At 43.4% G+C, this 25,796-nt stretch carries 22 protein-coding genes; 8 read left to right on the top strand and 14 right to left on the bottom strand.

Annotated elements, in window-relative coordinates; translation table 11 throughout:
• The first annotated feature begins 1,039 nt into the window (after positions 1-1,039).
• The 4 genes from NL647_RS18240 (at position 1,040) to NL647_RS18225 (ending at position 3,835) form a co-directional block, all read left to right on the top strand.
• The gene (locus NL647_RS18240; RefSeq protein WP_017817975.1) at positions 1,040-1,291 is read left to right on the top strand and encodes a DUF2442 domain-containing protein; all 252 of its coding nucleotides are present in this window, start codon (positions 1,040-1,042) and stop codon (positions 1,289-1,291) included.
• A 665-nt stretch (positions 1,292-1,956) separates the two neighbouring features.
• Positions 1,957-2,202: a hypothetical protein gene (locus NL647_RS18235; RefSeq protein ID WP_017817976.1), complete on the top strand. Its 246-nt coding sequence runs from the start codon at positions 1,957-1,959 to the stop codon at positions 2,200-2,202.
• A 648-nt stretch (positions 2,203-2,850) separates the two neighbouring features.
• Positions 2,851-3,297, top strand: a complete 447-nt coding sequence (locus NL647_RS18230; protein WP_199450026.1) for a hypothetical protein — start codon at positions 2,851-2,853, stop codon at positions 3,295-3,297.
• A 136-nt stretch (positions 3,298-3,433) separates the two neighbouring features.
• The gene (locus tag NL647_RS18225) at positions 3,434-3,835 is read left to right on the top strand and encodes a hypothetical protein (RefSeq protein WP_005445628.1); all 402 of its coding nucleotides are present in this window, start codon (positions 3,434-3,436) and stop codon (positions 3,833-3,835) included.
• A 293-nt stretch (positions 3,836-4,128) separates the two neighbouring features.
• Here the strand turns inward: NL647_RS18225 and NL647_RS18220 are convergent, their stop codons facing one another.
• From NL647_RS18220 to NL647_RS18190, 7 genes are all read right to left on the bottom strand, one after another.
• Positions 4,129-5,232, bottom strand: coding sequence for a phosphoribosylaminoimidazolesuccinocarboxamide synthase (locus tag NL647_RS18220; protein WP_253650511.1), 1,104 nt, complete (start codon positions 5,230-5,232; stop codon positions 4,129-4,131).
• Between the two features lie 203 nt (positions 5,233-5,435).
• A complete protein-coding gene (locus NL647_RS18215) occupies positions 5,436-5,828 on the bottom strand; it encodes a SulA-like leucine-rich domain-containing protein (RefSeq protein ID WP_253650510.1) in 393 nt (130 codons plus the stop codon).
• Positions 5,829-6,189: 361 nt separating this feature from the next.
• Positions 6,190-6,375, bottom strand: coding sequence for a hypothetical protein (locus tag NL647_RS18210; RefSeq protein ID WP_005445621.1), 186 nt, complete (start codon positions 6,373-6,375; stop codon positions 6,190-6,192).
• Between the two features lie 181 nt (positions 6,376-6,556).
• On the bottom strand, positions 6,557-7,534 hold the full coding sequence (locus NL647_RS18205; protein ID WP_152163271.1) for a J domain-containing protein: 978 nt from the start codon (positions 7,532-7,534) through the stop codon (positions 6,557-6,559).
• Between the two features lie 76 nt (positions 7,535-7,610).
• The gene (locus tag NL647_RS18200) at positions 7,611-8,279 is read right to left on the bottom strand and encodes an OmpA family protein (protein ID WP_005445618.1); all 669 of its coding nucleotides are present in this window, start codon (positions 8,277-8,279) and stop codon (positions 7,611-7,613) included.
• Positions 8,280-8,435: 156 nt separating this feature from the next.
• Positions 8,436-9,131 carry a DUF2786 domain-containing protein gene (locus tag NL647_RS18195; RefSeq protein ID WP_005445617.1) on the bottom strand — a complete coding sequence of 232 codons (696 nt, stop codon included), beginning with the start codon at positions 9,129-9,131 and terminating at the stop codon, positions 8,436-8,438.
• A 145-nt stretch (positions 9,132-9,276) separates the two neighbouring features.
• Positions 9,277-9,960 carry a DUF3334 family protein gene (locus tag NL647_RS18190; protein WP_009697342.1) on the bottom strand — a complete coding sequence of 228 codons (684 nt, stop codon included), beginning with the start codon at positions 9,958-9,960 and terminating at the stop codon, positions 9,277-9,279.
• A gap of 259 nt (positions 9,961-10,219) precedes the next feature.
• Between NL647_RS18190 and NL647_RS18185 the strand changes: the two genes are divergently transcribed.
• The gene (locus NL647_RS18185) at positions 10,220-13,255 is read left to right on the top strand and encodes an FAD-binding and (Fe-S)-binding domain-containing protein (RefSeq protein WP_253650509.1); all 3,036 of its coding nucleotides are present in this window, start codon (positions 10,220-10,222) and stop codon (positions 13,253-13,255) included.
• Positions 13,256-13,347: 92 nt separating this feature from the next.
• The gene (locus NL647_RS18180; RefSeq protein WP_049535844.1) at positions 13,348-13,809 is read left to right on the top strand and encodes an isoprenylcysteine carboxylmethyltransferase family protein; all 462 of its coding nucleotides are present in this window, start codon (positions 13,348-13,350) and stop codon (positions 13,807-13,809) included.
• A gap of 82 nt (positions 13,810-13,891) precedes the next feature.
• On the opposite strand, the gene NL647_RS18175 is transcribed toward NL647_RS18180, so the two are convergent.
• From NL647_RS18175 to hutC, 6 genes are all read right to left on the bottom strand, one after another.
• On the bottom strand, positions 13,892-14,617 hold the full coding sequence (locus tag NL647_RS18175) for a DUF3581 domain-containing protein (RefSeq protein ID WP_005445610.1): 726 nt from the start codon (positions 14,615-14,617) through the stop codon (positions 13,892-13,894).
• 569 nt (positions 14,618-15,186) lie between these two features.
• The gene (gene hutH / locus NL647_RS18170; RefSeq protein ID WP_253650508.1) at positions 15,187-16,722 is read right to left on the bottom strand and encodes a histidine ammonia-lyase; all 1,536 of its coding nucleotides are present in this window, start codon (positions 16,720-16,722) and stop codon (positions 15,187-15,189) included.
• An 11-nt stretch (positions 16,723-16,733) separates the two neighbouring features.
• Positions 16,734-18,431, bottom strand: coding sequence for a urocanate hydratase (gene hutU, locus NL647_RS18165; RefSeq protein WP_009700165.1), 1,698 nt, complete (start codon positions 18,429-18,431; stop codon positions 16,734-16,736).
• Positions 18,432-18,544: 113 nt separating this feature from the next.
• Entirely contained in the window at positions 18,545-19,558 is a 1,014-nt protein-coding gene (gene hutG, locus NL647_RS18160) for a formimidoylglutamase (protein WP_253650507.1), read from the bottom strand.
• Between the two features lies 1 nt (position 19,559).
• Positions 19,560-20,810, bottom strand: coding sequence for an imidazolonepropionase (hutI, locus tag NL647_RS18155; RefSeq protein ID WP_222326317.1), 1,251 nt, complete (start codon positions 20,808-20,810; stop codon positions 19,560-19,562).
• A gap of 121 nt (positions 20,811-20,931) precedes the next feature.
• Complete coding sequence (hutC, locus tag NL647_RS18150; protein WP_005445599.1) at positions 20,932-21,639, bottom strand: histidine utilization repressor; 708 nt, start codon at positions 21,637-21,639, stop codon at positions 20,932-20,934.
• A 193-nt stretch (positions 21,640-21,832) separates the two neighbouring features.
• On the opposite strand from hutC, the gene NL647_RS18145 reads away from it, so the two are divergent.
• A complete protein-coding gene (locus NL647_RS18145; protein ID WP_009697351.1) occupies positions 21,833-22,576 on the top strand; it encodes a sporulation protein in 744 nt (247 codons plus the stop codon).
• 4 nt (positions 22,577-22,580) lie between these two features.
• Here NL647_RS18145 and NL647_RS18140 read toward each other — a convergent pair whose 3' ends face one another.
• Positions 22,581-23,570: a DUF3187 family protein gene (locus tag NL647_RS18140; RefSeq protein WP_038897611.1), complete on the bottom strand. Its 990-nt coding sequence runs from the start codon at positions 23,568-23,570 to the stop codon at positions 22,581-22,583.
• Between the two features lie 295 nt (positions 23,571-23,865).
• On the opposite strand from NL647_RS18140, the gene thrS reads away from it, so the two are divergent.
• Complete coding sequence (thrS, locus tag NL647_RS18135) at positions 23,866-25,794, top strand: threonine--tRNA ligase (protein ID WP_005445593.1); 1,929 nt, start codon at positions 23,866-23,868, stop codon at positions 25,792-25,794.
• Positions 25,795-25,796: the final 2 nt, after the last annotated feature.

Below are 25,796 nucleotides of genomic sequence, written 5' to 3'. Positions count from 1 at the left end.
CTATAATAACACCATAAATTTATAAAGCCTTATGCGTTTGGGGCGTTGTGTGGCGAAGCGGGAACTGTAATGACTTATGCTGAGAAAGCACTATCATTGTATTGTATTCTTCGCCAGACATTAAATATTATGGGAAAGCCTGTGGTGGTAAAAAGCCGCAGATAATACACGGCATATGCAGAGTTCGCACAGTTGATAGCCTCACACTTTCCGATATCAGAAATTATTGCAATAGTAATTAGTGCCCGTGGCGTTAACTTATTAAGTCAAGAATCTAATTTCGGGATTAGTGTTTAGTTATGTTTCTAAATTAATACAAAAATGTAACTTACAACATTATAACTGAGCCATTGATCTCAAGGTGTCAATTATATAATGGTGAGGCTTCTTTATTAGGGTGATATGATTTATATTTTTACTTGAAGCATATAGGCAAGATGAAACCTGTCTAATGTATCAGGAGGTAAAATGGATTGTTTGCCGAAACTTATGGCTAGGAAGTTTGAGTGAGTTGAAAATGTGTCAATGCTCAGAATATGGATGATACTTATCTCTATATTACTAGTTTGTCCTTTCCTTGGTGTAGTGCTCATTAAAATCGACATAAGTTTGTTATTGTTTGTATGTGGAATATATTTTTCGTTTTTATTGGGTTTACTTTACGATAAATACTATTCGTCAGAATTTATGTTATTAAAAGCATCCAAAAGAAGAAGTGGACTTATTAAAAATATGTTTTTACTTCTAATTTTTCTAGTTTAGTCGTTAATTAAAAATGGCTGGGTAAGTATCTTGATATATATTTTTTTTGGGTGTGCGTATTCAATATATTTTTATTATATTGAATCTAATGGTATGTTCTCATACAGTTTTATTGGAGATAATACACTGAAGTGTAAAGCTACTAATTAATTCGAAATTTACGCCTTATCACCAACTCTAATGGAACGTACTTTAAAACTTGTTTTTATCGTTTTTCATATAAACAGTAACCCTCCCTAAATGGACAATTATCCTGAACAGATTTAAGAAGGAAAAAGTGGAAAACATTTCAATAGTCAAGGTAAAACATCTTTTTGGATACATATTAAAGATACAATTCAGTGACGGACACATATCTATTGTTGACTTCTCATCATTTATTTTTAGTGGAAAACACCCGGATTATGAGCAGTACAGGGATACTTGTTTCTTTGTTGACTTTGACATTGTTGATGGGAATCTGAACTGGCATGATTATAATATGATTTTTCCTATTGAAGATCTTTATGAAAATAATATCATTAATTAATGATTCTTCCTTGTTTTAAAAGTTTTTAGTTTGCGAAAACTTAATTATAGACGGAAATGTTCATGGAAAAGAAAAGTCTTACTATCATCAAGTAAAATAGAGAAAAGTCACATAACCTATGTTAGGGAATTAAAATGTAGCTTTGTTGATTGGGAAACTAGAATAATATTAGAATCTACGCTTAATGAGCTTGAAAGGCTAAGGAGTATAAGTGAGTTTTCCGATGATGAAAATGTTCCCGCTAATGCTGCTAATGATTATATAAAGGTTCAACTACTCAGAAAGTCACTTGAGAGTGAGGCGAAGGTTGTATTTGGGGAACAAATACTTAATTTTAACCAAGAAGACTTATGATACTCGCTTTACTGATAGGATTCCTTAGATGTATTGAAAGTGAAAACCTTATTCAATGTTGCTCCATTGGAGGGAGAAGTGAAACGCAAGTCACGAAATTTACTCGCATATGTTGAGTTACAAAATGGAGATATCTTGATAGATCTGATAACACTAACTCGTAATGGTCAGTCTTACTACTTTCAAGGAAAGCGATGGCAGCGAAACCAATGTTGTCTCGGTGGGGACGAGTGCACTGCAGATGATGGAAGTACGATACATATTTCGCTTCTAAATAGGCGACAGCGCCCTATATGGGTTGAAAGTAAAGAGTGTTACGTTTCGCCAACGGCACAAAAACGTTATCAGCTATGGATTTCAAAGCAGCGCTAAAACAGGCTTGGATCTCTATGTTTGATGATAAAGAACTGAGGTACATAAAGATTTACTTAATTGAGAAGTATGAGCGTGATTTAGCTTTGTTAGCTAAATTAGATGAAGACAGTGATGATTATATCGAACTTGCAAACGATCTCATGCTACTGGAATGTTTAATCTTTAAATTTACTAAAATATAAATAAGGTTATTTCCACCCAATACGGGCATTAGGATCTACAAACTAAAAACGGGAAGAGTGACCAAATTATCTTTGGGCTTTGGAAAATTTTAGAAAAATTATTACTTCTTAGTGAAAATGATAAATGGAAACATGAAAACATTATTAAGACAAAACAAGTTGTACAATATTAAGCTACTTCATAGTTTTATAAACAGAGTCTTTTTCTTTAGTATTTTAGCTTACTACTTAGTGATCATTTCAGAAGAACCATTGCTTACTCAACTCAGCTTTATAGCCTTTGGTTGTGGTTTCTCACTACTTATCGATTATTCAGTATCAAAACCACGACAGTCTGTCGAGGTCTCGTTTGATGGCACTAAGTTGAGGTTTCTCAATATGTGTATCATGACATCTGATGTAAAAGAAATTCTGTATGGACAAACCAAGAGGTTTGAACACACGGTTCGTTTTCGCTACAAAAATCAGACTTACCAAGATTTTGAACTTGCTTCGAAAGACTTGATCGAGGATTTGCGATTTTATTACTTTCTCGTGGATAACCAGTTACCAGTCAAAATGTTAGATTGTAACGAGCGCTTGATTTAATGTTTCTGTAAGAACGAGGAAAAAATGAATCAACTTTGTTGTTTATATTGCGTGGGGATAATGAAAACACTCGTTATCAACGTGACGCTACTCATTTTAGTTGGATGCGTGTCAAAAGTGGATAAACTGAGCTATTTGGAAACATGGAATGACAAGTGGCAAGAGTGTGACAAGGTAGGCAAGGAAACGACTATCGTATTTCCTCAGTCTGATTGGTTCGAAAGTTTGACTCTAGATAACAAAAGAAAAGTATTCTTATACATACATTTTCTTAAGGATTACGAGTGCACTCAAGAAGAAGCTGAAAAACTTAAAAGTGTTTTGAGCGAATATGACATTACAACGCTCAATGAGGTTCTGAAAGGATTTATCTACTTCGACATGCCAAACAATGTTGATGTTAAACATTTAGATGAACAGCAGCTTATCTTTCTCTCTAATCAAATTTTGGGACCTTTCAATGCTATAACAACAGCAGAAGCGATGGGATTAATAAAACACGAATGAACCTAAGCTGTGAGAATTATATTGTGTCAACATCTGATGATGATCGGTATGGCGATGGACTACGAAAAAGTGAGTTATTTCGTTTTAACCATGCCTTCTAATTCAAGAAGCTTGAAGGTGCATCGCAGTAAAAGCCATGATTACTGGCGTAATTAGAGATAGTTATACCGAAGCAATTGAACTCATGTTAATTATTGGTTTTATTCCTCACAACTTTTCCTGTTTAGGGGAGCAACGTGTGTCAAAGGAGGGCTTTGTGGAGTGGATGTTAGGCATATTAGCTTTTGCTGTATTTTGGGGGCAAAACGAGTTCTCTTCAATTAAGTATCGACAAAAGATAATTGAGCGCAAGATAGATCTCTTATTGGAACAATCAGGTTTAGAGGTCGATCAACGGTTTGGTGTCTCAATCGAGGTGTGTGATGCGGTTAAATCCGGGGCTAAATTAAAAGCTATTCGTCTTTATAGAAAAGAGATGGGGGCTTCGCTGAGAGATGCTAAAAGGGTTATAGAAACATTGGAAAAAGAGATTGCTTGAGCCTGTCGATATAGAACTCAAGAGTATTTAACTCAATCATATTTACTTTGAATTTGGGTATAAACACACTATTTAACTTGGTATAGTAGTCTTTGTTGTGGTTACGTTGTCACTCGACTCTCAAAGTTGTATTCTGAAGGCCTGTCCTGTCTTCACATTGGTTCGAAGCTGAACAATGCGTTATTTACGAAACATTTATTAAGTTAGCTAAATGCAAACGAATAAAAACAAAAACCCGCAATGTGCGGGTTTTTTAATCGAGACTATACTACCAGTAAACGGCAATGGGTAGCTTAGTCAATTAAGCCATAGTCTTTACTTAAAATCTCTATGATTTCAGCTTTAGGGTTTTGGCTTAACGTAATTGGCTTTCCGGTAATTTTTTCTGCAATACCAATGTAAGTGCGAGAGATATCCATTAAAGATTCGACTGGCAATTCGTTGTTGCGAGCCAATGCTTCACGTTCTGACATACGCTCTTTATTAAGTAAAATATCTGGGTCAGGGAAGTGGTTTAGCAGGAATTGACGGAAACCTTCTTTCGAGTTTTCGACGATTTGACCTTTTTGATACGCTTTGGTATCCCAAATTCGCGATGAATCAGGTGTGCCAACTTCATCCATATAAATTAGTTTTTCATTACCTGCGGCATCGTGTACGTAACCGAACTCGAACTTAGTATCAACAAAGGTTTGGTCGATGGCTCCCAGTGCATGACTGATCACGTTAAAGCCTTCTTTGAGTAGCTTCTCGTACTGCGCTATGTCCTCTGCATGAGAGAAGTTGAAAGCTGCAAAGTTGTCCACGATATTTTCGCGAGTGATGTTCACGTCATCAGCTTCAGGGACGTCAGGAATGCCTTTCAAGATACCTTTGGTTGAAGGTGTCATTAGTAGCTCTGGCAACATTTTATCTTTTTCAAGACCTTCTGGAAGCTGAATACCACAGAAGTTGCGTTCACCATTTGCATAAGCACGCCACATAGAGCCCGTAATGTACTTACGACAGATGGCTTCAATCTTAACTGGTTTGGCTTTTTGTACAATCCAGACAAACGGGTGGGGGATATCTAAAATATGGCTATCTGCAAGACCGTTTTCTTTAAACAGTTTAAACCAGTGATTTGAAATTGCGTTCAGCGCTGCTCCTTTACCCGGAACGCCTTTTAGTCCTCCTTCTCCGTGCCAAATACAATCGAATGCTGAGATGCGATCGCTGATTACCATAATGGCCAAGGGCGCATCTGGGGCGACGTCGTATCCTTTTTCTTTGATCAGTCGTGCGCTGTCTTTTTCTGTTAACCAGTAAACAGAGCGAACTTTTCCGCTGTGGACGGGCTTGTGAGTGCGAATTGGCAGGTCGTCATTGACGGCAAGTACTTGATTAGCAAGGCTCATTGCGACATTCCTATCATCTTAATCAAACGTCAGAAAGAGAACTTACTCAGCGCACAGTGCGCACTGAATAAACCGAATGAGGGCATCATACCAGAACTATTTTAACTCGCCAGAGAAAAAGCAAACGTTTGCCTTATTTTGTTTTGGTATAAAAAAGCCCCCTTAAAAGGAGGCGAGATGCAGGATGGATAACGTCGATATTATTAGTGGTATTGGCTTGGACGGCCTCCGACGAAAAAGACTTCGCACTGATAACGCTGAGCGATGTCACGAAGCATAGATTGATTGATAAGAGCAATCTCATTCGAAGCAACAACTGCGCTAGCATTGCCAGATTGGATGGCTTTAATAACGATTTCCACTTCAGAAAGTTGCTGAGATGGCTTCATCTGAATGATGTTTTGACAGCGAATATTAGAAGCAGCAAGTTGCTCAAAATCAGGACGCGGGCACTGAGCAGTAAACAAAATCCACTGCTGTTGCTGAGATAATACTGCCAACTGAGAAAGAAGTTGGTCAGAGACATCCATCGGTTGTGTTGCTTGCGCCAATACGTTGTAGCGAGAGTATGTATGAGTTTGACTTTGTAACTGCATCTTACTGTTCCTTTATACATGCTGTATGTGTATACAGTAGTTTGTTTTCGAAGTCTGATCAACCCATTTTTATCGATGACTTAGAATAAATGTCGCATGTTTATGGCTTGGGATTTTGTTAAGTTGTTGAATTATAGAAATAAAGTTATTATCGAGTGTAGATTGGCAGTGTGAGAAAATGTGAACTCATCGACATTGCGCTTCCTGTCTATACAGTGTTTTTCTACTGTATAGACAGGGGTTGCACAGTAGGATTTGACTCGGAGACGAAAAGGCAGGATGGAAAATGGTAAGCTGATACGATCAAAAAAGCGCCTTAAACAAGGCGCCTTTGAAAATCAGTTCCATTGATTTGTTGTGGTTAGCTTGCTCGCTGAACCATACGTTCACGCATTTGCAATTCACCTTGGTTAAAGAGGCGCACATCAATTTTGGCGATGTCGTAGCAAGATTTGCAAGAACGATGGTATTTACCATCTAGGTAATCATGACGAGTAACAAAGCTAGGTTTTTTGCACCAGTCACAGGTGCCTTCTTCAGTGAACATTGATTTTCTCCCCACCTACATGAATTTTGAGTCGCTAGGTGTTATTTTTCGCCAAGTATTATGGCATACAAAAGATAGCTAGGTTAAATGTCTGTTAATTTGTTTGAGAGGGAGATCGATTGCGAGCCTTTATTTTAGAGGCAGAAAAGCTCGCATGCTAAAGGGGTTTGACTTGGTTTTACTATTTTGTAACATTCTGTGAAATGGTTTTAAACGCCTGATTTAAACGCTTCATTTCTTCTTCACTTCCTCTGGAATCAGGATGATAGAGCTTTGATAGTTGTCTGTAGCGCAATTTCACTGCTTTACTGTCTGGGATACTCTGTGGGGTATAACCGAACATGGCACATGCTACAGCCAATCTGTGTCCTTCCGATTGACCTTTGATCTTCCTAAACTCTTTGAATACCTTTTCAAGTTGACGTTTAAGCTGCTTATTTGCAAATTCAAGTTCTTTAGTTTGAGTTTCTAACTGCAGCGTTCTGGATACTTGGTGGGCGGTATTTGCATTGATATTCTGACGATGTCGGCGAGTTGCGAATGCGCCTCCAGCAATTACTAAAGCAGCACCTAGGGCGCCAAAGAAGTACCAAAGTGTGGACTCTTGTGCTTGTTGCGTGGACTTCGCTTGTTTTTGGTCTTGTTCTTCTTCGTCGGTGGCTTTTTTGTCTAACTCGACGATTTCCGATACTTGTTTAGCTCGTAATTGGTTAAACCGCGCTTCCAAAAATTGATTGTACGCTTGCTCTGCTTGCGGGTTTTTTAAAGCCGAAAGTTGATACCAGGCTTCAACCAAATCGGCGTTTGATACTTCTTGCTGATGATGTTCTACAAAATCAGCCAACAAGAACCCGCGATCGTTTGGATCATCCAGTGCCACTGATGTAAACCAATACACTGCTAAGGTGTAATCTACGTCTCCGGTTAAACCTCTAGCGTAGTCTTCGGCTAACTGCTTTTGCGCTGGAATATACCCTTGATGTGCCGATTGTTCTAACCAATAGCGTGCGTCATTAGGTGAAGTTGGATTAGGGGATAGAGCCAGTTGCTGCGCTAGTTCGAATTGCGCCTCAGGCTGAATTGGGTTTTGGGAGGCGAATGCTGCGCCCGTCAGACTGGTCATCAATACCAGAGAAAGGGCAAAAGTTTTGAAACACATGAGGTATGTCAGGTCTAGCGCTTATCGCTAGACCTGCTCCGGTAATTTTAGTTATTACCGATATGGTGCAACCAAATTACTTCAGTGGCAAGATCTGGATTTCAACACGACGGTTGCAAGCACGACCTTCAGAAGTTTGGTTTGAGCAAATTGGGTTACGCTCACCGTAGCCACGTGCGATTGCACGACCTGCTGCGACGTTTTGTGATACTAGGTATTGACGTACCGATTCAGCACGACGCTCAGATAGCGTTTGGTTGTAAGAATCGCTACCAGTACTGTCGGTGTAACCATCGATCACAAGGCTAGTGTCTGGGTATTCAACCAGAATGCGCGCCACGCCACGTAGTGTGTTATGGATGCTTGCGTCTAATTGGTAAGAGCTTGAAGAGAAGCCAATGCCGTTTTCCATGCGAAGAAGCAGTTTGTTTTCACCTACGCGTTCAACTTGCACACCTGAATTCAGTAGTGCACGACGCAATTCTGCTTCTTGTTGGTCAAAGTAGTAACCAATGCCAGCACCAGTTGCGCCACCAGCTGCAGCGCCAATTAATGCATGTTGACGACGTTCTTTTGCATTGTCGCCCGTCGCAAGACCGATTGCTGCGCCAGCAATCGCACCGATAAGCGCACCTTGTGTGGTGGAATTTGTTTCGTATTCACCTGTGGTTGCGTTTTGGCGTTGGGTTGCTTGACAGCCTGTAAGAGCCAGCACTAGCGCAAGTGCAATAGACATCTTTTTCAAAGGAAAATCTCCGTATAAGCCGAGGCGCAATGGCGCCTCATAATGGGATGTGAATTATGGAATAGAAGGTATTGATATTTGTTATGTGAACGTCAGATTGGTAGGACGTTCGTCAGCTTTTTCTGATAGTTGGCGATTGAATAACCAGTGATAGGTTCACTTCGATGGGTTATCCAACATTTTTCTCGCTTGCTCTCCGCCCACTCCGCGATTAACGGAGACCTTACGACCCTTCTTTAGGCCAACTTCATAATCTGCTGTGAGGTTTTTCATCGCTTCTTTGAGTTGTTTCTTGAACGTCTCTCGGTCGATGTTTTTAAATTCTTTATCAATGTAGTTATTGATCTTATTCGCGGACTCTTCATCAGGGGAGATCACTGGTAGTTTCTCAAGTGCTCCTTCAACCCAACCTGAAACAAAAGAGTTCACGCGACGAGTGACTTCCATTGATGAGGTGCCTGAACCGGCAAAGCTGTTACGAAACTGACCAGTACTTTCGTTCATTTCACGATAGATAATATCGAATGCAAATGCAGCAAAAATCGCACGGTCTGCTTCACCGATAAACTCAACTCGTTTTAATCCTTTATGGTTTAGAAGTACTGCCTCGACACCAAATTTAGTGTTAATACCGCGGATCACACGCAGCAATGTTGAACTGATGTTGGCTGGCAGCAGGTGTGACGATTGCGTCTTACCCATCTTGATAAACTCAATGTCATCTTTATCCAACCCGTATTTAAGCATCAAACGATGCGCCATTTTGATGGCGTTTGCAGCCTCATTGACGTTGGCGGAATTACCCAGTTCTAAACATTTGGCGATTTTCTTCAGAGCTTTTTGTTTATCCATCGATGAACAGTACCAAGAGCAGAAAATTTAAGAAGTCGGACATATTACCTTTTTCGCACAAAAAACGCCAGAAAGGCGAACTGTGAGCAAAAAGAAAGCCCCTTATTAAAAGGGGCTTAATACGGTGTTAATAGCGAATGAAACGTTATAAACCTAACTGGTCTAACAGATCATCTGCGTCATTTTTAGAACCACTTGATTGTGACGCTTGCTTGTCTTCCATACTTTTGCGAGTCGCTTCTAAAATGTCGTCTGGACTCTCGTCTTCCGCCACCTCAAACTCTTCAAGTTGAATAAACTCGGTTTTGTCCATCGCAAGTTCTAAGTAGAAAATGTTGTTATTTGCCGTAGAGAAGGTCACGCGACGCGCTTGAGGTCGGTCGAGGTTGGTGTCTACTTGCAAAATTACCTGTTTATTCAGAGCCAACATTTTGGGTTGATTTTGAGTAATGTTGGTTTGTAGCTCTTTGCGGATCTTGTTGGTGAAGTCGCCAACCAACTGATTCATCAGCTCACCAAGAACATCACCTACTTCGTCAGAGGTGTGCGAGATCGCTAACTCCTCTTCTGGCATGCCCATGTTGCGCATGTAGTTGGTGTAGACCTCCAGTGCCGCTTTAGCAGTAAAGTTAATGACCACCAATCCAGTAAACCCACCGTCAAACAGTACAAAACAACCAAAATCCGGCTTGAGGCTGGTTTTGTTGATCTTTTGCACCATTGCTGAGTAGTTAACTTGAGAGGAAGTCGCCGAAGTAAGAACGCCAGAAACCGACTGGCAAAGTTTTAGAAGGATATCTTCAGTGGTTACAACTTTATTTTTTTTCATCCTGAAAGCTCATATTAAAGGGCTATTTCCCTTTCAATGTAAGGCATCAAGCCTCAAAAAATAAAGCATAAGTTTAATTCTTGTTTGGAGATTCTGATTTGAACGCCTTTTTAAATGTTGTAAAGTGACGTAATTCAAAGAATATTACCTCATTCATGTCTCTGTCTTCTGCTGTTGACGGTGTAGTTCCGAGGCGTGGGTGCTTAAAAATTACATAACCCGCAGCTGATTGGATCAGCGCAGTAGGGGCAGGAAGCAAATGTTACCAAGATTACACTCGCAAACGGATGTCGATCCTCTTGTTCTGAGTTTTCTCAAAGAACTTGAGCAATCCGGGTTCACTGGCGATATTGAAAGCCAGTATTCTAGCCGCCTTGCGGTAGCCACCGATAACAGTGTCTACCAGCAACTTCCTCAGGCTGTTGTTCACCCCAAAAACACTCAAGATGTCTCCCTTATTGGTCGGTTGAGCAATAAGGAAGCTTATGAACGTATAACGTTTTCACCACGTGGAGGCGGAACAGGTACCAATGGACAGTCGTTAACCAAAGGCATTGTGGTCGACTTATCGCGTCACATGAATAAGGTGTTAGAGGTTAACGAAGAGCAAGGTTGGGTACGTGTTCAAACGGGAGTGGTCAAAGACCAACTCAACGATGCCGTGCGCCCCTATGGTTACTTCTTTTCACCAGACCTATCGACCAGTAACCGAGCAACGATTGGTGGGATGATCAATACCGATGCATCTGGTCAAGGTTCTCTCAAATACGGTAAAACGTCAGATCATGTTTTGTCACTGCAAGCGGTGTTTGCTGACGGTTCCATCTTAGAATCGGATCTGTCTCATGGTATGCCCATTGAAGGTGAGTTTGCCCACAACGCGATGCGCATTACCGAAGCGGTGTGTCGTGATAAGCGTCAGCAAATTAATGATAAGTTTCCACCATTAAATCGATTTCTAACCGGTTATGACCTAAAGAACGCGTTTGATGAGCAGGAAGATCGTTTTGATATTACTCGCGTATTGTGTGGGGCTGAGGGTTCGTTGGCATTCATTACCGAGGCAAAACTTAACTTAACTCGTATCCCTAAAGCTCGAACGTTAGTGAACGTAAAATACAACAGTTTTGACTCTGCATTGCGTAACGCTCCATTTATGGTTGAGGCAAATGCTCTATCAGTCGAAACCGTCGACTCTAAGGTGCTTAACCTTGCCAAACAAGACATTGTCTGGCACACCGTCAGCGACCTGATCACCGACGTTCCCAACAAAGAGATGCTTGGCATCAATATGGTGGAATACGCAGGTCAAGATGAAGAGGAAGTTGCCGCGCAAGTGGCCTCCCTGACGAGCAGACTTGATAGCATGCTAGAGACCGAAGAAGCGGGTATTATTGGATATCAAGTATGCAATGATGTTGCGAGCATCGGGCGTATATACAACATGCGTAAAAAGGCTGTGGGGCTGTTGGGGGCCGCGAAAGGGCGTGCTAAGCCGGTAGCGTTTGCGGAAGACACTTGTGTGCCGCCAGAGAACCTAGCGGACTTTATTGTTGAGTTCCGTGAACTGCTGGATGCGAAGTCACTCAACTACGGTATGTTTGGTCATGTAGACGCTGGCGTACTTCACGTCCGTCCTGCATTGGATTTATGCGATCCTCATCAAGAAGCCTTAATGCATGAAATCTCAGACGAGGTTGTTAAGCTGGTGGCCAAATACGGTGGCTTGATGTGGGGTGAGCACGGAAAAGGTTTTCGTTCTGAATATGGACCTGAGTTCTTCGGTGAGGAACTGTTTACAGAGCTACGACGTGTGAAAGCGGCGTTCGACCCGCACAATAAAATGAACCCTGGCAAAATCTGTACACCGTTAAACAGCGATGCAGAACTTGTGAAAGTCACGGATACGAAACGTGGCTACTTCGACCGTCAGATTGACGTTCAGGTGCGTGATAGCTTCAAGCAGGCAATGGAGTGTAACGGGAACGGCTTATGTTTTAACTACGACACTAGCTCGCCGATGTGCCCTTCGATGAAAGTGACAGCAGATCGTCGCCATTCACCAAAAGGGCGAGCAGGTTTGGTGCGTGAATGGTTACGTCAGTTGACAGAGCAAGGCATTGATATTCTCGACTTAGAGAAGCAGACGCTAGAAAATAAAACGCCTATCAAAACCGTGATCGACCGTGTACGTCATTCAATCAATCGTCGTCATGAGTATGATTTCTCTCACGAAGTATACGAAGCAATGAATGGTTGTCTTGCATGTAAAGCGTGTGCGAGTCAGTGTCCTATCAAGGTTGATGTGCCTAGCTTCCGCTCTCGTTTCCTAAACATCTATCACTCGCGCTACCAACGTCCGGCAAAAGATTACTTGGTGTCGAACATTGAGTCGATGCTGCCCTTAATGGCAAAAGCACCAACGCTTGTGAATGGAGTGCTTAAGCAGTCTTGGGTGCAAAGTTTAACGGCATCTACTGTGGGTTATGTCGATGCACCGTTGCTGTCTGTGCCTACTTTGAAGGATCGTGTAGACACGTTAACGACGGCTTATGATCTTCAAGTGCTGAGTGGTTTATCAAGTGAGGACAAACAACAGCATGTACTGATTGTACAAGACCCATTTACCAGCTACTACGATGCTGAGGTGGTGGAAGACTTTATCAAGCTGGTTAAGAAGTTGGGTATGAACCCTGTTCTTTTGCCATTTAAGCCAAATGGCAAAGCACAGCACATTAAAGGTTTCTTACGCCAGTTCAAGCACACCGCTCAAGATACCGCTAAGTTCTTGGAGATGGTTGCGGATTTAGACATTCCAATGGTGGGTGTTGATCCCGCGCTAGTGCTTTGTTATCGCGATGAGTATGCTGAGGTATTGGGCAGTAAGCGTGGTCAGTTTGATGTTTTAACTGCTCATGAATGGCTTCATCCAAGACTGAGCGAGTTCGAGGCTTTAGATACCAAAGAACAAGCACCTTGGTATTTGTTTGCGCATTGTACTGAGAAAACAAAAATGCCAAATGCTGAGAAAGAGTGGGGTGCAATCTTTGCTCACTTTGGTGCGATCTTGAATACTGTGCCTGTAGGCTGTTGTGGTATGGCTGGCACTTTTGGTCATGAAGTGGATAAGCTAACTATGTCTCGTGATATCTATGATCTAAGCTGGAAACCAAATTTAGATAAGCTTGATAATGACCGATGCTTAATTACAGGGTATTCCTGTCGAAGCCAAGTAAAGCGTTTTGAAGGCATCAAACCTAAACACCCAGTGCAAGCTTTGCTAACCTTGTTATAACGTTTACTCAAGCCCAGTTTTACTGGGCTTGTTGTCATTAGTGCTATGTAACTGAACATGAATCTGTTTTTACTTTCATAAGGATATGAAGATTGAAAAAGCTTGAGCTTAAAGTGCCGCCTGTCGCTCTATTTTTCTTGATGATACTACTGATGTATGGGTTAAAAGAAGCGATGCCTGAAATGAAAATTACAGTGCCGTTTGTCGAGTTCGTTACGGCGGGGCTCATTATTCTTGCTGGTTTTATCGGTATTGCCGGTGTTTATGAATTTCGCAAAGCAAAGACGACCGTAAATCCGGTTAAACCAGAGACGGCTTCACTAGTGGTGGATTCCGGCGTTTTTGCCTACACGCGTAACCCAATGTATGTGGCGTTATTATTAGTTATTGTCGCTATAGGTTTGTGGTGGCAACACTTAAGCGTCATTTTATGTGGTGTATTGTTTGTGGCCTACATGAACCGTTATCAAATAAAGCCAGAAGAACGTGCGTTAGAGAAGTTGTTTGGCGAAGACTATTTGGATTATAAAAACCAAGTGCGTCGCTGGATTTGACGCAAAGATACCGAGTTACAGATGAAAGAAAGCCCAGCAATACGCTGGGCTTTCTTTTTGAAATCTGTCGGCAGTGGGATGATTATGCTGCCTTAGCAAACTTTGCTAGGAAGGCATCCTTGCGCTCGTTAAAGCGTTGAACCAAATCGTCCACTGCATCTTGGTCGTATGGCTTAAGACCACTCGCAACCATGCGCTTGATGCCTTTGCCAACAACTTCGCCATCTTCTTTGAAGGCAAAGTTTAGTGTTACTACGCCGCGCTTACCTTCAACATCGAACGTCGCACCAGTGAAATCTACTTCTGGATGAGTTAGGTCTAAACGACTGAATTCTACTTCCATGCTTTCGTAGATCACTAATGGTCGTTGGCAGTTGATCATCATTTGTTTCTCTTCCATCAGAGGAACCATGATGTGAGGGAAGTTCATGCCAGAGAATTGAACGTAGTTAGTCACCACGTGTTCAATGAACTCAGGGTTGAGGTTAGTTTCGCCTTCACGAGACATGTGCAGGTATTCTTTACCTGCTTCATCGACTACGGCACTTTCTTTTTCACACTTATTCTCGATATGAAGCGCTACGCCATCGTTCACCATTCCGGAGAAATCGAAACGCATCTTTTGGCTTACCCCTTCTTTGCTTAGCAATACGGCAAAAAGTAAATCGCCCGGCACACAAAAGCGTTTGTTGTCTTCATCATGGATAGGGTTGTAATCACCAGCGACGCGTTTAGCGAAGTGACTTGCTTGCTCACGAGTGAACTGAAATTGGTGATTAGTGTTTGAAAAATAAGGTGTTAGAAACATAATTTTTACGTAGTAACCAAAACTGTCAGGGATTATATGCGAATATCTGCGTAGCAATGGTCCATCCAGTGAAAACTTCACTGTATCTTAACAATGAAACGATAACGCAGGGCAATTAAGCATCAAAAAGAGTGCTTTTGTGTCACATTATTCAGTATGGCTATAAATCAGGAATTTACCATTCGCTTCGGGCGATGAGTATATACCCAAGTGATTTCAAGATGCAGGGTTCAGAGCGTTGTCATTGATTCCCTACTTACCGAAAGCAAGCAAGGAAAACAACGCAGCGTAACAGCCATCTATTTCCAAGTTGTTTGACTTAGCCATTGGTTTGATAGAAAAGCGAGTCAATGACACGCTTCCAAAGGGTACTCTTTACAAATAGTAAGGACCTTGGCTTGTATATTTTATTGGCGATTCTTGATTTAGATCCACTAGACCTTTAAATCGCCGCCGCGTCTACAAACCAAGTCATTCTCGCTGAACCTAGCATCTCGAGGTTACTTGGGTATATATAAATACAATAAAGGCTCCACGCAGGAGCCTTTAAAGTCATCACTCATTATGTATTAATGCACGCTTGGTAGTAAGCTTTCTGGCATTAATGCGTTGTGCAGAGCGAGCTTGAGTAGTGCATTGGCTTGCTCGATATCTGGCGCGAAGTAGCGGTCTTTATCGTAGAACGACACTTTCTCACGCAGCATTTGCTTGGCAATTTCGATACGCTCTGAAGATTTGTTTGGTGCACGGAAATCTAGCCCCTGAGCAGCTGACAAGTATTCAACCGCCAAAATGCCACGTGTATTCTCTCCCATTTCCTTTAAACGACGAGCAGCAAAAGTAGCCATCGAAACGTGATCTTCTTGGTTTGCGGATGTTGGCAAACTATCGACAGAAGCTGGGTGAGCCAATGTTTTGTTTTCACTTGCCAATGCTGCCGACGTCACCTGAGCAATCATAAAGCCGGAGTTCACGCCGCCATTGTCGACTAAGAAGGGAGGAAGCTTAGATAGAGCGCTATCTATAAGTAGTGCCATGCGTCGCTCAGACAAGCTACCAATTTCAGCAATCGCAAGTGCAAGGTTATCCGCCGCCATAGCGACTGGCTCTGCATGGAAGTTACCGCCGGAGATGATGTCATCATCTTCCGCAAAGACCAGCGGGTTATCCGACACAGAGTTGGCCTCCACTTGTAGAATGTCTGCTGCATTGCGAATTTGCTGCAAACAAGCTCCCATTACTTGAGGTTGGCAACGCAGTGAATAAGGATCTTGTACCTTCTCACAGTTGGTATGAGATTCACCAATCTCGCTGGTCGCCTCTAACAGGTGGCGGTACGCCAAGGCGGCATCCATTTGGCTACGATGACCACGAACACGATGGATACGTGGGTCGAACGGACGACGACTGCCTAAAGCCGCTTCTACTGACATCGCACCACAAACCGTCGCTGATGAGAACAGGTCCTCGGCAATGAACAAACCTTCTAGTGCAAATGCTGTTGACGCTTGAGTACCATTAAGCAGTGCTAACCCTTCTTTTGGAGCAAGAGTGATTGGCTCAAGACCGGCGATTTGCAGTGCTTCTAGACCTGAAATCACTTTGCCATTATGGCGAGCTTGACCTTCACCAAGAAGAACCGTACTCATATGAGCTAATGGCGCTAAGTCACCAGATGCGCCTACAGAGCCCTTCTGAGGGACGCATGGGTAGACCTGAGCATTCACCAAATCAATCAACATGCTGATGACTTTTAAACGTAAGCCAGAGAAGCCACGGGCGAGGCTGTTGATCTTTAATACCATCATCAAACGAACGGTTTCGTCTGACATGAACTTGCCGATACCAGCCGCATGAGAAAGCACGATACTGCGCTGCAGTGTTTCCAAATCTTCTGGTGCAATGCGTGTATTTGCTAGCAAACCGAAGCCGGTGTTAATGCCGTAAACCGTCCGGTCTTCTGCAATCACTCGATCGACCACTTGAGTGCTTTCTTCTATTGCTGGAATCGCGTTTGGATCCAGAGTAAGGTTTACGGGTGAGCGGCTCACTTGGCGTAGTTCGTTTAAGCTAATATGACCTGGCTTTAGCGTTAAATTGAGCATGTCTTTCATCCTTACTTCAGCTTTTTCAGTTCTTCATTGAGCATTGGCAAATCCAGTTTTTGCTCAGCTGCACATTGTTTTGCGATGTCGTATCCTGCATCAGCGTGACGCATAACCCCCGTTGCTGGGTCATTATGTAGAACACGTGCAATGCGCTCCGACGCGTCATCACTGCCGTCACAACAAATCACCATGCCAGAGTGTTGTGAGAAGCCCATACCTACGCCACCACCATGGTGAAGAGATACCCATGTCGCACCCCCTGCGGTATTCAGCAATGCGTTTAGTAGTGGCCAGTCTGAAACGGCGTCTGAGCCATCCATCATGCCTTCGGTTTCACGGTTCGGGCTTGCTACAGACCCTGAGTCTAGATGGTCACGACCAATGACGACAGGGGCTTTGAGCTCACCGTTTTTCACCATTTCATTAAAGGCTTGACCTAAACGTTCTCGATCTTTTAAACCAACCCAGCAGATACGTGCTGGTAGACCTTGGAACTGAATGCGTTCGCGTGCCATGTCTAGCCAGTTATGTAGATGTGGGTTATCCGGGATCAGCTCTTTCACTTTTTGGTCGGTTTTGTAGATGTCCTCTGGGTCTCCAGACAATGCTGCCCAGCGGAACGGTCCGATGCCTTCACAGAATAACGGGCGAATGTAAGCCGGTACAAAGCCAGGGAAGTCAAACGCGTTCTCAATGCCTTCTTCTAAAGCCATCTGACGGATGTTATTTCCGTAATCGAGCGTTGCCGCGCCTCGGTTTTGAAGCTCCAACATAGCTTTCACTTGAATCGCCATCGACTGTTTGGCTGCTTTAACTACGCTCGCTTCATCTTGTAAACGCATGTCTGCTGCATGTGACATGCTCCAACCTTGAGGTAAGTAACCATTCAATGGATCGTGCGCAGAGGTTTGGTCTGTTACTACGTCTGGTGTGATGTTACGTTCTACAAGCTCCGGGAAGATATCTGCTGCATTGCCCAGTAGACCAACTGAAATGGGTGCGTCAGATTCTTTGATCATCGCTAGTGCCTCATCCAAAGACGTTGCTTTTTTGTCAACATAACCGGTGCGTAGGCGGTAATCGATGCGTGATTCGTCACACTCGACCGCAATCATGGAAAAGCCAGCCATGGTGCCAGCAAGAGGTTGAGCACCACCCATGCCACCAAGGCCCCCAGTTAAGATCCAGCGACCTTTGGCATCACCCTTAAAGTGCTTTTTCGCCACAGACACAAAGGTTTCATAAGTACCTTGAACAATGCCTTGTGAGCCAATGTAAATCCAGCTGCCTGCGGTCATTTGACCGTACATCATCAAGCCTTCTTTATCGAGCTCATTGAAGTGTTCCCAATTCGCCCAATGTGGCACTAAGTTTGAGTTCGCAATCAGCACGCGCGGCGCGTTTTTATGCGTCGGAAAAACGCCGACAGGTTTGCCTGATTGGACGAGTAAAGTTTGGTCATCGTCGAGTCTTTCTAACACTTCAACAATCTTATCGAAGCATTCCCAATTTCGTGCTGCTCGACCAATGCCACCATAGACGACAAGCGAGTGAGGGTGCTCGGCTACATCTGGATCAAGGTTGTTCATCAGCATACGAAGTGGCGCTTCCGTCAGCCAAGATTTGGCGCGCAGTTGTGTACCGTGTGGAGCACGAATTGTTCTGCTTGTATCAAGTCGTGGATCTTGTCCCTGGCGCTGTGTCATTTTAAGACTCCTTTAGTTTCACGTTTATATCCAAGTCTCTGCTTGGCTACTTCTCCTCAAATAACTTGGCATGAGAACTAACCATTATTCGAGTTAAGTGTTATTGAATTCGGTTATTTGGGTTTATGGTCTTTCTCTGCCATGGCATTGGCAATATCCCAGCACAGACGTGCTGCCAATCGAGCAGTTTGGCTATCGACGTCATAAGTGGGGTTGTACTCTGCAATGTCTGCCAACATGAGTTTGTTCTTGTAATGCAGTATTCGATCGAGAAACGGTGCAAGGATGTCGTAGCTTACGCCTCTCGCTGCTGGCGCGCTTACCCCAGGTGCAGTTGCCGCTGGAAATACGTCCAAATCAATCGTCAGATAGAGATAATCACAGTCATCGATAAAGTGTTGGAGCTGGGTTAAATGATAGCTGTGGTTCATGTAACAAAGCTGATTATCCTCCACGTACCAGACGTTGAGTTGATCTGCTTTTTGAAAAAGAGCCTGAGTATTGCTGCTGCGGCTGACACCTATGCAGGCGTAATGAAATGCCCAATCGTTACGCTGACAAAAATGATGGATCTGATTGAATGGTGTACCAGAACTTGGCTTTACCTCTGCAATGGGGCTTTCAAAAGCGCGTAAGTCAAAGTGTGCATCGAAATTGATGATACCGATTTTTGGCTGCTTATCTGGGTGATGGGTTTTGAAGTATTTGGCCAATCCAGAAAATGAAGCCCACGCAATTTCGTGCCCTCCACCCAAGACGACGACAGGGCTATAGGGTAGGACTTGAGCAATAGTACTCGCGCACAGATTCTGACTTGACTCTAGTAAATCGTCTTCACAAACGACGGTTCCTATATCGTAAAGTGGCGCGTCCTGATGCCATGCAAGATTGGCTAAGGCACGACGGATTAAATCTGGTGACTTCTTCGCACCAATGCGACCTTTGTTACGCGCCACACCTGCGTCGGTAGCAAAGCCAAGTATTGAAACGCCTTCGCTTAAATGTGGTAGTTCTTCGGTGGAGATATTTTTGATCACGTGGTGGACACGCTTTCCTTGTTCTCCATCTTCGGCATCGTGACGACCTTGCCAGTGAAAGGGTGGGTGATTTACATCGGATTGAGACATTTTAATGCCCTCCGTGGGAAACGTATTCACCATTCACTATACGACCTACTAAGCGTTTTGCACCGACTTGATAGCTGAGGTCTGCTGGATGCTCGATATCCCAGATGGAGAAATCGGCGTCACAGCCAATATCAATGACGCCACGAGATTCTCCGTAACCCAATGCTTTTGCAGCGTTTTGCGTAACACCACGCAATGCCTCTTGTGGTGTTAAACGGAAAAGTGTGCATGCCATGTTCATCATCAAGGTTAAATCGGCAAACGGGGATGTTCCTGGGTTGATGTCTGTTGCAATCGCCATTGGAACCTTGTGTTCTCTAAGTAAATCAATCGGTGGTAATTGGGTTTCACGTAGGAAGTAATACGCGCCGGGGAGCAGCGTCGCAACCGTTGGAGAGTTGGCTAAAGCTATTACGCCTTGTTCATCTAGGTATTCGATGTGATCGGCAGACAGACCATTGTATTGAGCGGTTAAAGCAGTACCGCCAAGCATAGAAAGCTGCTCAGTATGGCCTTTCACTCTTAACCCGTGTTGGGTAGCCGATTGAAAGACGCGTTCGGTTTGCTCTAAGTTAAAGCCTATCGATTCGCAAAACACATCGACGCTGGTGGCGAGATTTTCTTGAGCGACAAGAGGAATAATGTCGTCACAAATATGCTGAATATAGTCGTCAGCGCAATCTTTATATTCTGGAGGAAGCGCATGAGCTGCGAGTAAGGTGGTTGTGATCTTAACCTTACGTTCATGTTCCAAGGCTTTGGCTGCATGTAGCATTTTGATTTCATCATCCAGAGTTAATCCATAACCGGATTTGACTTCAATCGACGTGACACCGCTTGCAATCAAACCGTCAAGGCGTGGCAAAGCGAGCTCAATAAGTTGTTCTTTAGTCGCGGTTCGTGTGGCATGAACGGTAGAGAGAATACCGCCGCCTTGTTTGGCGATTGTTTCGTAAGGCACATCATTGAGGCGCATTTCAAATTCGTTGGCTCGATTACCCGCGTATACGAGGTGGGTGTGGCAATCTATTAACCCTGGCAGTAACAACCTGTTTTGAAGGTCAAGCGTTTGTTCGTAATGATCTGGATTCAGAATGGATTCGGTTTGTGCACTGTCTTTGCCTTTTTCTGTGGTACTGATGGCAACGATTTTTCCCGAACGAATGCCAACGCGGGCAGGAGGAGAAGGCAGGTAACCATGTTCTCCTTCTTGCATCGTGACCAAACGGGCGTTCTCAATCAACAGATCCATTCTTGTCGTTCCTTTCAATTCGTATTCTTTAAATGTATATACAAATAAATAGGAGAAAAAAGCATCACTGACAAGACTAATGTTGCAGAAATGTGATCGAAACGAAGAAGTAACGTCCAGTTTATAACAGGATCTTAGAGCTTAATTTGTACTTGTTACCAGGGTGATACAGAAGGGCTGTACTGACCAGTTTATCTTGGCTCCAAGTCCGGCGATTGAGGAGTAAGCACGGTTCATTGGCTTGCATTTTCAGGTCTTGCTTAACGCGTCCATCCGGTATAATCGCTTCGACCGTATGCTCTATGGCGCTCAGTGGACAATTGTCTGATAGGTATTGGTTTGGCGTCTTACAAGTGAAGTCTTGTTGTAGATAATTTGGCGCATATTGGCTGTTGACCCAACGCAATTCAAGTTGAATCGGGTTGTTATCTTCAAAGTGTATGATTTCACTATAAAATACTGTTGTGCCTAACATCACGCCAAGCTTGGTTGCAATAGCGTCATCGGCTTTTATAGCGATTTGTTGTAACACTGCGCTGCGGTGTTCTCGTCCGCGATTACTGATTTCATCGGCAATATTGCGAATGTCTAAAAGGGGCGATTCTGACTTCTCCGCCGGATCACAAACAAAAGTCCCAAGGCGAGGGCGACGTTGCAGTTTCCCCTCGTTGACTAAGTCCCGAATGGCTTTGTTGACGGTCATTCGACTTACACCAAACTGCTCAGTCAACTCGATCTCTGTCGCAATACGATGCCCAACTATCCACTCTCCCGAGTCAATTTTATCGAGGATGAATTGCTTGATTTGCATGTAGAGTGGCGCAGACATAAAGATTTCCTTTTAATTGACTATACAAATAGTGCGTAATCTATGGACAAATTGCAAACAAACATACCTATTTTGTGCAGTGATAAAAGGAATTAGTCCGCATTCTTGTCGTCTATTACTTGCAGGAGTTTCTGCAGTTGTGTAAACAGAGACTTATCAAAACAATGAAAATAGACAGTCACAAAGGAATCGCATGTTTAAAAAACTCAAAGCGTCGCTTGGGATCGGCTCAGCTAAAGTCGATACGATCTTAGATGAAATGAGCGTGTACCAAGGGGCAACACTGCGCGGTCATGTTCAAATCAAAGGTGGTGACGTAGAGCAACAAATTGATGCCATTACCATCAAGCTCAATACCGAAATGAAAGTGGAAGTGGATGACAGTATCAGTTACCAAACTTTCACGATAGACCAACTTAAAGCGGTCGAACCGTTTGTCATTCAACCGAATGAAGAAAAACAAGTGCCATTCGAGCTCAAACTTCATGACGAAACACCAATCACAGCTGTGAGTGCACAGAAAAATCAATGCCATGTTTGGGTAGAAACTACGCTAGATATTGGCTTTGCGATTGACCCGCGTGATAGAGATTACATCGAGGTTAAGCCGTTACCAGTTGCTTCGCGTGTAATCCAAGCCATCGAACAAGCGGGTTTTACTATGGTGAAAGCGGATGTCGAGAAAGGCTTCTTGCGTGGCAATACGTTCTCTTCACGCTCCGGTATCTATCAAGAACTGGAATTTCGTAATAACGGTTTTGTGTCAACTAAAGAGATCGAACTCTCATTTATCCTAGATGGTGGGATTATCCACTGTTTAGCAGAGATCGACCGTTCATTTAGTATGTCAGGCGATCAATACCGTTCTTTCTCGTTACCGATTGGAGCTTCTGATTCAGAAGTTGCGGCAGCAGTTGCGCCGACATTGAATCTGTAAACATCTAACTTTCCGTTTCTGGAACGAATAGGTACCGATATCCAAAAGTGAAGGCGATATCGGTACTGTTATCCATGTTTCTCGCATTCTCAATCGCCATGATTTCAATGGCAGAGTTCTCCATCAAATAGCGATACCCAATCACAAACTCATTCGATGCGTCAGCAAACTCGCTTGGACCTTCAGTGGAGCCCTGATACCAATGATATTCAAGGATAAAGTGGTGATTGTTGCTTAACGCATAACGATATCCGCCAGCAAGCGCTGCCGTGTTGTGCCGGTATGGGAAGTCAACAAGCGCTCGATCACTATTTCGAAACGTCATCCCCGCCATGGAATAGAATACATTGGCTGCATTGAGTCGGTAGCTGTAGTTAATTTGTACTCCTTGCTCAAAACTGCTTCCTTTAAAGGAGCCGTGAGCGACATCGTTATAGTAGAGACTACCACCGACAGATAAACCATGATGTTCATTTTGTATTATTTGGTATTGGATATACGTTGAGAGGTTGTTTGCCAGTGTTTCACCTTCAAAATCCTCTATTAAAATGTCGTACTCGGGCATCGACATATAAAAGCGGTTCTTGTCGACTTCATCTCGCCCATTTTGTCCGATACCAAATAGGTCGTGAAAGCTTTCGGTCAGTCCATCTAAATGGTTGTCTGCAGCAAAGACCCAACGATAGTTCAGTTCCCATTGCCACTGGTCGTTGATTTGCCATTTTCCACCGAGCTCAAGTTGGTTGTGATAGTAATCGAGAGAATAATCGCTTGTGTGAGCCCAGACACTTGCGATGGTGCCCGAGCCATATGCTTCAACGTAGCCGGAGGGAAGACTATACCCAGAGCGAAGTACGTTAGTATGACTGACCACTTGTATTGGAGATTGCGCATAAGAGCGCAGTGGACCATACAAATCGGATGCGCTGAACGCTGGGGTACTTAGAAACAAGGCGCAACTCAAAAGAGTAGGTTGCCATCTTAAATCCATCATGATGAAAGCCTAAAATGAGATTACTCAATAAATTAACTATAGTGTCTTCATGTTTTGAATGCTGTTCAATTGTAATAATTATACAATTTGGGCTTAGTGTTGAATTGGTAGTAATGAAGTTTAGATGACATTTTGAAATCGCTCTTTGCATTCTAAATGTGAGCTAGGTACAATCCTCGTTCTGATGAAGGTCCGGTATTCGTGTTACCGAGCGACCGTCATCAACTTTCGAAATATCTTCTAATTTGAATAACATGTGTTGCTTGGTGTGCAACACCACTGTAAAGGACATAGCATGCCTATTATTACTCTTCCTGACGGCAGTCAGCGTCAATTTGACAACCCAGTTTCTACTATGGAAGTTGCGCAATCGATCGGTCCTGGTCTTGCAAAAGCAACTATCGCTGGTCGTGTAAATGGTAACCGCGTAGATGCGTGTGACCTAATTGAAGAAGACGCAAGCCTAGAGATCATCACAGTTAAAGATGAAGTGGACGGTCTAGAAATCGTTCGTCACTCTTGTGCTCACCTTCTTGGTCACGCTCTTAAGCAGCTTTACCCTCAAGCTAAAATGGCGATTGGTCCAACAATCGACAACGGCTTCTACTACGACATCGACCTAGACGAGTCTCTAACGCAAGACGATCTTGAAAAGATTGAAAAGCGTATGAAAGAGCTAGCGAAAACCAAGTACGAAGTGGTTAAGAAAAAAGTAAGCTGGCAGGAAGCACGTGATACGTTTGAATCACGTGAAGAACCATACAAAGTGGAAATCCTAGACGAAAACGTATCTCGTGATGATCGTCCAGGTCTTTACCACCATGAAGAATACATCGACATGTGTCGTGGTCCACACGTACCTAACATGAGCTTCTGTCAACATTTCACACTATTAAATGTGGCAGGCGCATACTGGCGTGGTAACAGCGACAACAAAATGCTTCAACGTATCTACGGTACAGCTTTCCACGATAAGAAAGCTCTGAAAGCGCACCTAACTCGCCTAGAAGAAGCGGCGAAGCGCGACCACCGTAAGATTGGTAAGCAACTAGACCTATTCCACATGCAGCAAGAAGCGCCGGGTATGGTGTTCTGGCATCACAATGGTTGGTCTATCTTCCGTGATCTAGAAGTATTCATTCGCGCTAAGCTAGATGAGTACGGTTACCAAGAAGTAAAAGGTCCGCTAATGATGGACCGCGTTCTTTGGGAACGCTCTGGTCACTGGGACAAATACGCTGATGCGATGTTCACAACTTCTTCTGAAAACCGTGAATACGCGATTAAGCCAATGAACTGTCCAGGTCACGTACAGATCTTTAACCAAGGTCTAAAATCGTACCGTGACCTACCGCTACGTATGGCTGAGTTCGGCTCATGTCACCGTAACGAACCATCTGGTGCACTACACGGTATTATGCGTGTACGTGGCTTTACTCAGGATGACGCTCACATTTTCTGTACTGAGAGCCAAATTCAAGAAGAAGTAACAAACTGTATCAAGATGGTGTACGATACGTACCAAACATTTGGTTTCGACAACATCGTAGTGAAACTGTCTACTCGTCCAGAAAAACGTGTAGGTTCAGACGAAATCTGGGATCAATCTGAAGAAGCATTGAAACAATCTCTTGAATCGATGGAAATCCCATACGAAATTCAAGAAGGTGAGGGTGCGTTCTACGGTCCTAAGATTGAATTCACGCTATACGACTGTCTAGACCGTGCGTGGCAGTGTGGTACTGTTCAGTTAGACTTCAACCTACCAGGTCGCCTAGGTGCAACTTACGTAGGTGAAAACAATGAACGTCTTGTTCCGGTAATGATTCACCGTGCAATTCTAGGTTCACTAGAGCGTTTCATTGGTATCCTTATCGAAGAATATGCTGGTTTCTTCCCAACTTGGTTGGCGCCAGAACAGGCAATTCTTATGAACATTACTGATAAACAGTCAGATTATGTTCAGGAAGTAGTACAAAAACTACAAAAAAGTGGAATTAGAGCTAAAGCGGACTTGAGAAATGAGAAGATTGGCTTTAAAATCCGCGAACACACTTTGAAGCGTGTACCGTATATGCTTGTTGTCGGTGACCAAGAGATGGAAGCAGGCGAAATCGCAGTACGTACTCGTAAAGGTAAAGATCTCGGTAAATTTAAAGTGGATGACTTTATCGCATACATCCAAGACGAGATCTCTAGCCGTAAGCTCAATCTGGAGGAATAAGC

It is taken from the genome of Vibrio sp. Y29_XK_CS5 (assembly GCF_024181835.1).
Classification (GTDB): domain Bacteria; phylum Pseudomonadota; class Gammaproteobacteria; order Enterobacterales; family Vibrionaceae; genus Vibrio; species Vibrio harveyi.
Note: the sequence above shows the minus strand (reverse complement) of the source record. Positions and strands in the feature narration are given on the sequence as shown.

Coding starts and splice junctions, on each gene's coding strand:
- NL647_RS18230 (WP_199450026.1), top strand. CDS start 2,851: ATGAAAACACTCGTTATCAACGTGACGCTACTCATTTTAGTTGGATGC.
- NL647_RS18225 (WP_005445628.1), top strand. CDS start 3,434: ATGATTACTGGCGTAATTAGAGATAGTTATACCGAAGCAATTGAACTC.
- NL647_RS18220 (WP_253650511.1), bottom strand. CDS start 5,232: ATGAGCCTTGCTAATCAAGTACTTGCCGTCAATGACGACCTGCCAATT.
- NL647_RS18215 (WP_253650510.1), bottom strand. CDS start 5,828: ATGCAGTTACAAAGTCAAACTCATACATACTCTCGCTACAACGTATTG.
- NL647_RS18210 (WP_005445621.1), bottom strand. CDS start 6,375: ATGTTCACTGAAGAAGGCACCTGTGACTGGTGCAAAAAACCTAGCTTT.
- NL647_RS18205 (WP_152163271.1), bottom strand. CDS start 7,534: ATGTGTTTCAAAACTTTTGCCCTTTCTCTGGTATTGATGACCAGTCTG.
- NL647_RS18195 (WP_005445617.1), bottom strand. CDS start 9,131: ATGGATAAACAAAAAGCTCTGAAGAAAATCGCCAAATGTTTAGAACTG.
- NL647_RS18190 (WP_009697342.1), bottom strand. CDS start 9,960: ATGAAAAAAAATAAAGTTGTAACCACTGAAGATATCCTTCTAAAACTT.
- NL647_RS18185 (WP_253650509.1), top strand. CDS start 10,220: ATGTTACCAAGATTACACTCGCAAACGGATGTCGATCCTCTTGTTCTG.
- NL647_RS18175 (WP_005445610.1), bottom strand. CDS start 14,617: ATGTTTCTAACACCTTATTTTTCAAACACTAATCACCAATTTCAGTTC.
- hutH (WP_253650508.1), bottom strand. CDS start 16,722: ATGCTCAATTTAACGCTAAAGCCAGGTCATATTAGCTTAAACGAACTA.
- hutU (WP_009700165.1), bottom strand. CDS start 18,431: ATGACACAGCGCCAGGGACAAGATCCACGACTTGATACAAGCAGAACA.
- hutG (WP_253650507.1), bottom strand. CDS start 19,558: ATGTCTCAATCCGATGTAAATCACCCACCCTTTCACTGGCAAGGTCGT.
- hutI (WP_222326317.1), bottom strand. CDS start 20,810: ATGGATCTGTTGATTGAGAACGCCCGTTTGGTCACGATGCAAGAAGGA.
- hutC (WP_005445599.1), bottom strand. CDS start 21,639: ATGTCTGCGCCACTCTACATGCAAATCAAGCAATTCATCCTCGATAAA.
- NL647_RS18145 (WP_009697351.1), top strand. CDS start 21,833: ATGTTTAAAAAACTCAAAGCGTCGCTTGGGATCGGCTCAGCTAAAGTC.
- NL647_RS18140 (WP_038897611.1), bottom strand. CDS start 23,570: ATGATGGATTTAAGATGGCAACCTACTCTTTTGAGTTGCGCCTTGTTT.
- thrS (WP_005445593.1), top strand. CDS start 23,866: ATGCCTATTATTACTCTTCCTGACGGCAGTCAGCGTCAATTTGACAAC.